10 protein-coding genes (1 of these 10 cut by a window edge) are annotated in these 11,764 nt (G+C 64.2%); 8 read left to right on the forward strand and 2 right to left on the reverse strand.

Going from position 1 to position 11,764, the window contains the following annotated elements:
- From GV002_RS06455 to fhuF, 8 genes are all read left to right on the forward strand, one after another.
- A protein-coding gene (locus GV002_RS06455; RefSeq protein WP_160017573.1) for an aspartate aminotransferase family protein crosses the window boundary here: on the forward strand, positions 1-1,005 show its 3' portion. Its footprint begins 417 nt before the window's first position; the window shows 1,005 of its 1,422 coding nt (coding positions 418-1,422); the start codon falls outside the window, past its left edge; its stop codon occupies positions 1,003-1,005.
- Between the two features lie 261 nt (positions 1,006-1,266).
- Positions 1,267-3,468, forward strand: coding sequence for a TonB-dependent siderophore receptor (locus GV002_RS06460; protein ID WP_256667038.1), 2,202 nt, complete (start codon positions 1,267-1,269; stop codon positions 3,466-3,468).
- Between the two features lie 70 nt (positions 3,469-3,538).
- Positions 3,539-5,575: a Fe(3+)-hydroxamate ABC transporter permease FhuB gene (gene fhuB, locus GV002_RS06465; protein WP_160017574.1), complete on the forward strand. Its 2,037-nt coding sequence runs from the start codon at positions 3,539-3,541 to the stop codon at positions 5,573-5,575.
- 10 nt (positions 5,576-5,585) lie between these two features.
- Positions 5,586-6,497, forward strand: coding sequence for an iron-siderophore ABC transporter substrate-binding protein (locus GV002_RS06470; protein WP_160018891.1), 912 nt, complete (start codon positions 5,586-5,588; stop codon positions 6,495-6,497).
- A gap of 88 nt (positions 6,498-6,585) precedes the next feature.
- Complete coding sequence (locus GV002_RS06475; RefSeq protein ID WP_003247048.1) at positions 6,586-6,786, forward strand: MbtH family protein; 201 nt, start codon at positions 6,586-6,588, stop codon at positions 6,784-6,786.
- Between the two features lie 25 nt (positions 6,787-6,811).
- The gene (locus GV002_RS06480; protein ID WP_160017575.1) at positions 6,812-7,798 is read left to right on the forward strand and encodes a TauD/TfdA family dioxygenase; all 987 of its coding nucleotides are present in this window, start codon (positions 6,812-6,814) and stop codon (positions 7,796-7,798) included.
- Positions 7,795-8,781 carry a GNAT family N-acetyltransferase gene (locus tag GV002_RS06485; protein WP_160017576.1) on the forward strand — a complete coding sequence of 329 codons (987 nt, stop codon included), beginning with the start codon at positions 7,795-7,797 and terminating at the stop codon, positions 8,779-8,781. Before GV002_RS06480 ends, GV002_RS06485 begins: the two co-directional genes overlap by 4 nt.
- A 21-nt stretch (positions 8,782-8,802) precedes the next feature.
- Positions 8,803-9,546, forward strand: a complete 744-nt coding sequence (fhuF, locus tag GV002_RS06490; RefSeq protein WP_160017577.1) for a siderophore-iron reductase FhuF — start codon at positions 8,803-8,805, stop codon at positions 9,544-9,546.
- A 10-nt stretch (positions 9,547-9,556) separates the two neighbouring features.
- Here fhuF and GV002_RS06495 read toward each other — a convergent pair whose 3' ends face one another.
- Both GV002_RS06495 and sstT read right to left on the reverse strand, forming a co-directional pair.
- Positions 9,557-10,324 (reverse strand): ATP-binding cassette domain-containing protein, encoded by a 768-nt coding sequence (locus tag GV002_RS06495; RefSeq protein WP_160017578.1) that lies wholly within the window; start codon positions 10,322-10,324, stop codon positions 9,557-9,559.
- Positions 10,325-10,479: 155 nt separating this feature from the next.
- On the reverse strand, positions 10,480-11,703 hold the full coding sequence (gene sstT, locus GV002_RS06500; RefSeq protein WP_160017579.1) for a serine/threonine transporter SstT: 1,224 nt from the start codon (positions 11,701-11,703) through the stop codon (positions 10,480-10,482).
- Positions 11,704-11,764 lie beyond the last annotated feature (61 nt).

An 11,764-nucleotide genomic window follows, 5' to 3' on the forward strand; every position in this document is an offset into this window, starting at 1 on the left:
TTCTGTGGGCCGGCCGGCACCGATGCAGTGGAGGCGGCATTGAAGCTGGTGCGCACGGCTACCGGGCGTAGCCAGATGCTGGCTTTCCACGGCGCCTACCATGGCATGACCCAGGGCGCCCTGAGCCTGATGGGCAGCCTGGGGCCCAAGCAGTATCTGGACGGCATGATCAGTGGCGTACAGATGCTGCCGTACCCCTACGGCTACCGCTGCCCGTTCGGCCTGGGCGGTGCCGAGGGCGAAGGGGTCGGCCTGCATTACATCGAGAATCAGCTGTGCGATCCGGAAAGCGGTGTGCTGCCGGCTGCCGGCATGATTCTCGAGACAGTGCAGGGCGAGGGCGGGGTGATCGCCCCGTCCGCCGACTGGTTGCGCGGCATTCGGCGCATCACCCGTGAGGCCGGCGTGCCGCTGATTCTCGATGAGGTGCAGTGCGGTATCGGGCGTACCGGCAAGCTGTTCGCCTTCGAGCATGCCGGCATCACACCGGACGTGCTGGTGCTGTCCAAGGCCATCGGCGGCAGCCTGCCGCTGGCGGTGGTGGTCTACCACAAGGATCTCGACCGCTGGCAGCCAGGCGCGCACGCCGGCACCTTCCGTGGCAACCAGATGGCCATGGCGGCAGGCGCGGCCACCTTGCGCCTGATCCGCGAGGAGCGCCTGGACCAGCACGCCGCCGCCATGGGCGAACGCCTGTGTGCTCACCTGCAGGCACTGCAGGTGCGTTACCCGCAGATTGGCGAGGTGCGTGGCAGGGGGCTGATGCTCGGGGTGGAAATGGTCGATCCACAGGGCAAGGCGGACGCCATGGGCCATGCGCCGCACAACCGCGCGCTGGCCTCGGCCGTGCAGCAACAGTGCCTGCGTCGGGGCCTGATTCTGGAGGTGGGCGGTCGCCATTCCAGCGTCCTGCGCCTGCTGCCGCCACTGATCATCACGGCGGCACAGGTGGATCAGGTGGCAGAGATCTTCGCCAGCGCCCTCGACGCTGCGGTCAACCATTAAGAACGCTTCACCGTCACTCCCGCGAAGGCGGGAGCCTATTCGATGTGGGCTCCCCGCCTGAGCGGGGAATCACAGCCATTTAATCGGCTACCTAATCAATCGATAGCAGAACGTGCCCCTTTAACGGGTGATGGCAGGGTTGTATCAAATTGCCATCTAAATGATAAAAATTACTATTTAGTTTTGCATTGATATTGGTTAGGCTAGCCAGCGTTTTTTTGACAGGCCAGCGGATTGGCTGGCGGTATCGGGGAGAAGATGATGTCGAAAGCAGTGCAAGGTGCTGGACGTTTTCAACTGAAGTGCCTGGCCGTGGTGATTGCTGCCACATGCCATGGCGTGGTTCAGGCGCAGGAGAGCGATGAGGCCAATCAGGTGACATTGCCTGCGCAAACGGTCACCGGTGAACTGGACCGCCCACAAGGCCCGGACTACGGCTACAAGGCCGAGAAAAGCCTGACCGCCAGCAAGACCAGCACGCCGCTGTCGGAGACGCCGCGTTCGGTGTCGGTGGTGACGCGCAAGCGCATCGAAGACCAGAAGTCGCAGAGCCTCACCGATGTACTGGGTTACGTACCGGGTATCTTCGCGCCGCCATTCGCTGCCGGTGATGGCCTGGCGGGTGATCTGTTCTTCATTCGTGGCTTCAACGCCACCGACTACGGCTATGGCCTGCTGCGTGACGGTTTGCGCGTGCAGGGCAACCGCTACGACACCACCAGCGAGCCTTATGGCCTGGAGCGGGTGGAAGTGTTCCGCGGGCCGACCTCGATTCTTTATGGCGAGAACGCGCCGGGTGGCCTGGTCAACCTGGTGAGCAAGCGTCCGACCGCCGTCCCGCAGGGTGAAGTGCAGCTCAACTACGGTTCCAACGACCGTCGTCAACTCAATCTGGACGTGTCCGGGCCGCTGAATGACAGCGGCAATGTGCTGGGCCGCGTAGTGATGGTCGGTCGCGAGGCCGATACCCAGGTCGATCACGTGCAGGACAACCGCATCTATATCGCCCCGTCGCTGACGCTGAACTTCGACGACTTCAACAGCCTGACCCTGCTCTCGACCTACCAGAAGGACCGCACCAAGCTGGAGCTGGGCCTGCCGGCGGCCGGTACGCTGCTGAATAATCCGAATGGCAAGCTCGACAAGGACACCTTCCTCGGTAACGAGGACTGGAACACCTTCGAGCGCGAGGTGTGGACCCTGGGTTACGAGTTCACCCATCGCTTCAATGACGACTGGCAGTTCCGCCAGAACTCGCGCTACATGCAGTCGCGCATCCAGCGTAACGAGATCTGGCCGGGCGCACTGAACAACGCGGGCTTCGGCACCAACGTGAGTTCGCAGGCTTACGACCGCTACAACAAGTCCATCACCTATTCGCTGGATAACCAGCTCGAAGGCAAGTTCGATACCGGTGCTTTGCAGCACACGCTGCTGGTCGGCGCCAGTTTCGACCGTACTTCCTTCAACCAGGACTGGAGTGCAGGGTTCGGCCCGTCGATCAACGTATTCAATCCGGTGTGGACCAGTGAGCCGACCACGCCGTTCACCATCCAGAACTCGCAACTCGATCAGCAAATGACCGGTCTCTACAGCCAGCTGCAGAGCAAGTACGAGAACTGGATCTTCCTGCTTGGTGGTCGTTTCGATACGGTGGACAGCCAGTATCGCAACAAGCGCGATGCCAGCAGCCCTGTCAGCAATGCCGAGTCCGATCTGGATTACACCGACCGCGACTTCACCTGGCAGACCGGAGTGATGTACCAGTTCGAGAATGGCCTGTCGCCCTACGTCAGCTATTCCACTTCGTTCGTTCCGGTGCAGCAGACCACCAGCGCCAACGGGCCTCTGGATCCGATTACCGCCGAGCAGTACGAGGTGGGTCTGAAGTACGAGCCCAAGGGCTGGAACACCATGTTCACTGCTGCCGTATTCGATCTGCGTAAAGAAAATGACGTCTACTTCGAATCGGCCATCAATGACTACCGTCAGGTCGGTGAGAGCCGTTCCAAAGGTGTCGAGCTGGAGGTCAACAGTGATATCAGTGCCAACCTGAATGTCACCGCCGCCTACACCTACACCGATGTACGGATTACCAAGGATGCGCCGGGCTCGCTGCTCGAGGGCAACCAGATGACCGGCGTGCCGCGCAATCAGGCGTCGATCTGGGCCAACTACCGCTTCCTCGATGGCGCGCTGCGTGGCCTGCGTCTGGGCGGCGGCGTGCGTCACTTCGACAGCACCTTCGCCTACACCGCCGAGAGCCTATACGGCAAGTTGGACACCGGCGACGTGACCCTGGTCGATGCCGCCATCGGCTACGACATCGACGAGAACTGGTCGGTCGATCTCAATGCCAAGAACGTCTTCGATCAGGAGTACGTGGCAGGCTGCAACAACGCTGGGCGCTGCTACTGGGGCGACGAGCGCACCTTCCTCGGTAGCGTATCGCTGCGCTGGTAAGCGGCAACCGAGTGGGCAAACCAAGGCGAGGGGGCACCCCTTCGCCTTTTTGCATAGGTAAGGACAACGGATGACGAGTTTGAGTCGCCCCGGGCAGCCAGCCACTGCACGCGGGCTCGGTCACGCCGGCCTGGCGCTGTTGGGGCTCGCGCTGCTGCTGGCCATGCTGCTGTGGCAGGGCGTGTTGCGCCATCCCTGGCCAACCGCCGAGGCCTGGTTGGCGCCGCTGTCGTCGACGCCATCGCTGGAGGGGCTGCTGCTGTGGTGGACCCAGCTGCCACGCGCCTTTGCCGGAGTGCTGGTGGGCGCCTGCCTGGGCGTTTCCGGGGCGATCATGCAACTGATCACGCGCAACCCGCTGGTGTCGCCGGATCTGCTCGGCATCACCGCCGGAGCGCAACTGGGCGTGATCCTTGGCATGCTTCTGCCCGGCGCCCTGGGCCTGCCGCTGGTCTTCGTCGGTGGTCTGTTGGCGGCGCTGTTTACTTTCCTCATGGCTGGCGGCTGGAACACCTCGCCGCTGCGCCTGACCCTGGCCGGGGTGGCGGTGGCGCAGACCTTCGCCGCACTGATCGCGTTGTTTCTCAGCCTCAACGACCAGGCCGCGATGGTGGTATCGCTGTGGAATACCGGTTCGCTGCAGCAGTTGGGTTGGGGCGCGATGCACCCGGCCCTGTATCTGCTGCCGCTGATTGCCCTGGCCCTGCTGGTGCTGATGCGGCCGATGAACCTGGCCGTGCTGGGCGATGGGCAGATGCGCGCGCTGGGGCTTTCGCCGGCCTGGCTGAAAGGGCTGAGCATCGTCCTTGGCAGTTTGCTGGCCGCGCTGGCGATTCATCTGGCTGGCCCCTTGGGCTTCATCGGGCTGATCACGCCGAACCTGTTGCGCTTTGCCTTTGCCGTGGTGCGACCTTCCCGGTTGATCCCCTTGTGCGCAATCTGGGGCGCGCTGCTGACAGTACTCGCCGATGCGCTGGTGGCGGCGGTGGAGCCCTGGTTCCAGCTGCCGCTGGGGGTGCTGTCGGCCATTCTCGGTTCGCTGGCGATTCTCTTGCTGCTGCGCTACGGCCGTAGCGCGCCGGTGGCCTCGGTCACGGCGAGCATGCCGGGCGAGAACCGGGCTATGCGCCTGCCGCTGTGGGCATTCGTCATGCTTGCCGTGCTGATCTGCCTGGCGCTGCTGGTGGGCGGTACCGCGCAGGGTGAGTCGGGCGTCTGGGCGTTCTGGCAGCGGGTATGGATGGGCGAGCCCATGGCCATGACCCTGCTCGATCTGCGCTTGCCGCGCCTGCTGGTGGACATGGCCGCCGGTGCACTGCTGGCAACCGCCGGCATGCTGTTGCAGGCGGTGACGCGCAACCCGCTGGCCGGCCCGGAAATTCTCGGGGTGAGCCAGATGGCAGCGCTGGTGGTCTTGCTGGCGCTGATCTTCATGCCCGAGCTGGCAGTGGCCTGGCGCTTCCCGCTGGCCTGGTTGGGGGCCGGCCTGGCGCTGGTGATCGTCATCGGCCTCAACCTGCGTCATGGCCTGGAGCCGCTGCGCGTGACGCTCACCGGCTTTGCCATCAGCGGTGTGGTGCTGGCCCTGGTGAGCCTGCTGATGGCGCAGTTCACCAGCAATATCGCGCAGGCGCTGATCTGGATGGTGGGCAGCAGCTACGGGCGCACCTGGGGTGATCTGCAGGCCATGCTGCCCTGGCTGGTGATTGGGTTGGCGCTGTGCGCGGCGACCACGCGCTGGATGGATCTGCTGCAGTTGGGCGATGGCGTGGCCGGCAGCCTCGGGCTGTCAGTGCCGAGCCGGCGGGTGCTGCTGATCGTGCTGGCCAGTGCGCTGATCGCCGCGGCCGTGGCGGTGGTCGGGCCGGTGGCGTTCATCGGTTTGCTGGTGCCGCACGGCGTGCGTTTGCTGGGCTTTCATCGTGCCCGTCAACGCCTGCTGGCGGCGCCGCTGCTGGGCGCGACGCTGCTGGCCTCGGCCGATCTGCTCGGGCGCGTGCTGCTCGCGCCGCTGGACATTCCGCTGGGGATCGCTACGGCCGCCATCGGTGCGCCGTTGTTTCTGCTGTTGCTCAGCCGTGTCTATTTCAGTGACAAAAGGAGCTAGTGCCGTGGCGATGCGTCTTGTCTGTTGCCTGCTGCTGGTCTGTCTGGCGCACGGCGCCTGGGCGGCCGATGCACAACTGGTAGCCCGGCAGTCGGCCGGTGTTGGAGACGCGCCGCAGCGGATCGTCAGCCTCGATGAGCTGAGTACCGAGTTGCTGGTATCGCTGGGGATCGAGCCGGTCGGGGTGGCCAACCTGGCCAGCTATCGCCGTTACATCGGCATCGGCAATGACCTGCTCGAAAGCAGCGTGGCGCTGGGCAGTGCGCAGCAGCCCAATCTGGAGGCCATCGCCCGGCTCGAGCCGGATCTGATCGTTGGCGTGGCCTACCTGCACCTGCCGTTGTTCGAGCGTCTCGACGGCCTGGCGCCGACACTCATCTATCAGGTGTCACTGGCATCCACTGGCTACGATGGCGTGGCCATCGGCGAGGCCATGCTGGAGCATCTTGGCCGCTTGACCGGGCGGCAGGCGCAGGCCGCTGCCGTGATTCGCGAAGGCCGGCAGGCGTTGGCTGCCGCGCGTCAGTCCGTTCGCGAGCGCGACCTGCAGGGCGAGCCGGTGGCCGTGCTCTATCCGCTGGTGCAGCAGGGCAGTTTCATTGCCCTCAACCAGCAGACACTGATCGGCAGCCTGATGAACCGCCTGGAGGTGCGCTCGCCCTGGACCTTGCGTTCCGCACACAGCCTGCACCGGCGCATCGATATGCGCCGCTTCGCCGGTGAGCCGGGGCTGCGCGTACTGTTCATCGGTGGGCAGGAGCAGGCGCCGTTCTTCGCCAGCCCCCTGTGGAAAGCCCTGCCGGTTGCCCAGCAGCAGCGTTATGCCTTTCTCCCCACGCCTTACTGGACCTTTGGTGGCCCGCGCTCGACGGCCGCCATCGCGACCCAGGTGCGCGAGGCGATCGAGGCGATGATTCGTTGAATTTTGTCCCCGGCCATTCGTCCTTTAAGAGGAGCCTGGCGACCATCGATATCGCTCAGGGGCAAGCCATTTTCACAGAGGTCATCGCATGAGCTTCGACAACGAGAACGCGCGCTTTCTGGTCGTGATCAATCATGAGCAGCAGTATTCCATCTGGCCCGAGTACAAGGCCATTCCCGAAGGCTGGTCCGCCGTGGGCGTGTCCGGCGACAAGGCGACCTGCCTGGCCCATATCGAAGAGGTGTGGACCGACATGCGCCCGCTGAGCCTGCGTCAGGCCATGGCGTGAACAGCGACCTGCGGGGAGCGCGACGATGAATCAAGTGACCGATCTGGCGCAGGCCGCCCTGAGCATCGAGGCCGGCCTGCCCATGCGCGTCAGCCCGCTGCAGGCCGGGCAGGGCCTGCACGAACATCTGCCAGCTCTGCAGCAGTTGGTGGCCGAGCATCTTGAAGTGAGCGGTGGGCTGCTGTTCAGTGGCTTCGCCGATGTCGATGTGGCCAGCTTCCAGCAGTTTGCCGGCGCCTTTGGCCATCCATTGCTGAGCTACGAGTTCGGCTCCACGCCGCGTAGCCGGGTGAGCGCCGGTGGCGTGTATACCTCCACCGAATTTCCTGCTCATCGGCCGATTCCGCTGCACAACGAGCAGGCCTACACCACCGAATGGCCGCTGCGCATCTGGTTCTATTGCGCCCAGGCGGCCGAGCAGGGCGGCGAGACACCGATTGCCGATAGCCGTGAAGTCTTTCGGCGCATCGATCCGGCCATCCGCCAGCGCTTCGCCGAGCGCGGCCTGCTCTATGTGCGCAATTACGGCAATGGTCTGGATCTGCCCTGGCAGCAGGTCTTCAATACCGAAGATCGCCAGGAGGTCGAGCGTTACTGCAGCGCTCGCCGTATCGACTTCGAATGGATCGGCGACGACGAACTGCGCACGCGTCAGCTTTGCCAAGGCGTTGCCCAGCATCCGCGTACCGGTGACTGGGTCTGGTTCAACCAGGCGCACCTGTTCCACCTGTCGGCCCTGGACGCCGATACCCAGGAAGTGCTGATCGACGCGGTCGGTCTCGAGGGCCTGCCGCGCAATGTCTACTTCGGCGACGGCACGCCCATCGAGGCAAGCCTGCTGGACGAGGTGCGCGGCGTACTCGACGCCTGCACCATTCGTTTCCCCTGGCGTGACGGCGACATCCTGATGCTCGACAACATGCTCACGGCCCATGCCCGCGATCCCTTCAAGGGGCCGCGCAAGGTGGTGGTGGCGATGGCCGAGGCCTATGGCCAGGAGGGTTTCCAATGAATGCATTACCGCTGCCTGACGGGCGTGTGCTGCAAGGTGAGTCGCGCGAGTCGGCGATCTGGCTGACCTGCGACGGCCGGCCGCTGATGCAGCTACGCATGGGCGAAGCAAACACCCTGCAGGTGCTGGAAGTGGCCACGGCCGATCTGGCCGATGCGCTGTGGTGCGCCAGCTATTGGTGGTTCGCCACTCATCCGCAGGTGGTGCGTCTGCTCTGGCAGGGGCTGGATCAGCAGGCACTGCACGCCTGTGGTGACTGGCTGCGCAGTGATGCCGGTGCGCAGCTTGCGCACGTCGAGCGCGGCGTGTTCTGGCAGTTGCCGCAGCCCTGGTTGCGCCAGGCGCTGCCGCCTTATCCGCAGCAGATGGTGATGAGCGACGGCAAGCGCCATCCCCGGCGCCGGGCCAAGCCCCAGGGCGAGGTCTACCGGCGCTTCGATGCGCAGTTGGGCGCCTGGATATCCCTGCGTACGCTGGACATCGACCAGGACCTGGAACGCTTCAATCGCTGGCAGAATACGCCGCGCGTCCTGCATTTCTGGCAGGAGGGCGGCAATCTGGCGCAGCACCGCAGCTATCTCGAAACCATCGCTGCCGATCCGCATGTCTACAGCCTGATCGGTTGTTTCGATGACCAGCCCTTCGCCTACTTCGAGCTCTACTGGGCCAGGGAAGACCGCATTGCGCCTTTCTATCGCGTGGACGACTATGATCGCGGCATTCACATGCTGGTGGGTGAGCAGGCGCATCGCGGGCCGCACAAGGTGGCCAGTTGGCTGGCGGCGCTGACCCATTACGCCTTTCTCGACGATCCGCGCACAGGCCTGGTGGTGGCCGAGCCACGTGCGGACAACGCGAAGATGATCGGCTATATGCAAACGCTGGGTTACTACCGGGAAAAGGAGTTCGATTTTCCTCACAAGCGCGCGGCGCTGATGGCGATCGGTCGCGAGCGCTTTTTCGACGGCGGGGTGCTGTATTGAACGCATCGGGAATCGCTCAGGGTGATTGAGGCACTGGCGCCGTTGTTCATCGGCGATTTCTCCTCTTATCGGGACACCCTGGTGCTGCACGACGACCCACGGCCCTCGGTGCCGCTGCGCGAACTGCTCAGCGACGAGGGGCTACCGGTGCTGCTGGCGCGTTTCGGCGAGTCGTACACCGGCGGTGACCGCCGCGCGCTGCTGTCGCAGTGGTCGAAGCATTATTTCGTGCGCCTGATCCCGCCGGTGGTGGCCGCTGCGCTGGTGCTGAACCGGCGCCTGCCGCTGCATCTCGACGACATGGACGTGGTGCTCGATGCGCAGTACCTGCCACAGGCGTTCAAGCTGCGCGATGCGGGTGAACCGTTCGCCCCTGGCGATCCGTTCGAGCGTTTCGCCCATCTCCAGCACGACCATCTGGCGCCATTGATTCAGGCATTCACCGCGCAGGTGAAGATCGCGCCCAAGGTGCTCTGGAGCAACGCCGGCAATTACTTCGAGTGGATTCTGACGGCGCTGGGCAAGGTACTGCCTGCACCCGTGCTGGCTGATGGTTTCAGCCTCCTGCAGGCGACCCTGCAGTCTGATGGACGGCGCAACCCGCTGTATCAGCCGGTGCGTTATGTCGAGCTGCAGGGCGCTGCCCTGCCTTGGCGGCAACGGCGGGTGTGCTGCATTCGCTATCTGCTGCCCGAGCTCGAACTGTGCGAGAACTGCCCGCTGCTCGATGAGCCTCCAGCACAGGCAGTTGGTTCGACGCCTTGAGGCGTGCCGCTCAGTGCAGGTAGCTGATCGGCGAACCGTCTGCCGGATTGGCCATCACGCCCATGGGCACTCCGTAGATGCGCTCCAGGGTTTCACCGTGCATCAGCTCGGCCGGGCTGCCTTGCGCCAGCAGACGGCCGCTGTGCAGGGCCAGCAGGTGATCGCAATAGCGCGCGGCCATGTTGATGTCGTGCAGCACCACCAGCACGCCCAGTCCCAGCTCGCGGCTGAGGTCGTGAACGCGTGAGAGGACTTCCACCTGGTGGGCGATGTCCAGCGCCGAGGTGGGTTCGTCGAGCAGCAGGTAACGGGTGTTCTGCGCCAGCAGCATGGCCAGCCAGACGCGCTGGCGTTCGCCTCCGGACAGATGATCGACCAGACGATCGGCAAATACGCCGGTATCGGTGAGGTCCAGGGCGCGCTCGATGTGCGCGCGGTCTTCGCTGCCCAGACGGCCAAGGGCGCCATGCCAGGGATAACGACCGAAGCCCACCAGCTCGCGTACGGTCAGGCCGTCGGTCTGCGGTAACTGCTGGGGCAGGTAGGCCACCTGCCGGGCGAAGTCGCGCTGGCCCCAGGCCGGCAATGGTTTGCCATCGAGCAGGATGTGGCCGCCGCTGGGAGACTGCTGGCGGGCGAGCAATTTGATCAGGGTGGACTTGCCTGAACCGTTGTGGCCGATCAGGCCGACCATGCGTCCGGCATCGATGTGCAGGCTCAGGGGATGCAGCAGGGTGCGTTCAGGAATGCTGAAACTGACGCTTTGCAATTCGAACATGAAGCCGTCCGCTGTGGGGTTGCGAAGGGCGTCAATCTAATTCAAACGCTAATCGTTATCAATTTTGTGGTGCCTGCCGTATTCCCGATCCGCAGGGTGCGCTGCGCGCACCGCTGTTGGACAATAGGCTCGTCTGATGGACGAGCCCCCGAGATTCAGGCCTGACGCTGCTCTTGCGCCATACAGGCAGCGGCAGTGAACAGCACGTCGGTGGAGGAGTTCAGTGCGGTTTCCGCCGAATCCTGAACGATGCCGATGATGAAGCCGATGGCGACGATCTGCATGGCCACTTCGTTGGGGATACCGAACAGGCTGCAGGCCAGCGGGATCAGCAGCAGCGAGCCGCCGGCGACACCCGAAGCACCACAGGCACTGATCGAGGCCAATATGCTCAGCAGCAGGGCGGTGGGCAGGTCGACGGGGATACCCAGGGTATGCACCGCTGCCAGGGTCAGGACGGTGATGGTGATTGCCGCACCGGCCATATTGATGGTGGCGCCCAGCGGGATCGATACCGAATAGGTTTCCTCGTGCAGGCCCAGACGCTGGCTCAGTTGCAGGTTGACTGGGATGTTGGCGGCCGAGCTGCGGGTGAAGAAGGCGGTGATGCCGCTTTCGCGCAGGCAGGTGAACACCAGCGGATAAGGGTTGCGACGAATCTTCCAGTACACCAGCGCCGGGTTGACCACCAGGGCCACCAGCAACATGCAGCCGACCAGCACAATCAGCAGGTGCAGGTAGCCGAGCAGGGCGTCGAAACCGGACTCGGCCAGGGTCGCGGCGACCAGGCCGAAGATACCCAGTGGTGCCAGGCGGATCACCAGTTTGACGATGGCCGTAACGCCATTGGACAGGTCGCCCAGTAGCTGCTTGCTGCTGGCGCTGGCATGACGGAAGGCGAAGCCGAGGCCGATGGCCCAGGCCAGAATGCCGATGAAGTTACCCTTCAACAGGGCATTGACCGGATTGTCGACCACGTTCATCAGCAGGGTCTTGAGCACCTCGCCGATGCCGCCGGGGGGCGTCAGCTCAGCGGCCTGGCTGCTCAACACCAGCGACGACGGGAAGGCGAAGCTGGCAATCACCGCCACCAGGGCAGCGCTGAAGGTACCGATCAGGTACATCAGCAGGATCGGGCGAATGTGGGTCTGCTGGCCTTGCTGGTGGTTGGCGATGGACGACATCACCAGGATGAACACCAGGACCGGCGCCACCGCCTTCAACGCCGAAACGAACACGTTGCCGATGAAACCGACAGACAGCGCTGCCTGCGGGGCGATGACGGCAAGGGCGATACCTGCGAGCAGGCCGATGATGATCTGCGTCACCAGGCTGGTGCGGTTGAGAAGCTGCAGGGCAGGGTGGATGGCTTGGGACATCGCGTGGTTCTCTGGTTGCTGGGCGTGTGGCAATGGCCGTCGCGCCTGGGTCGAGAGGGCT

Origin of the sequence: Pseudomonas sp. 8O (assembly GCF_902506495.1) — a bacterium.
In the GTDB taxonomy this organism is placed as follows: domain Bacteria; phylum Pseudomonadota; class Gammaproteobacteria; order Pseudomonadales; family Pseudomonadaceae; genus Aquipseudomonas; species Aquipseudomonas chaetocerotis.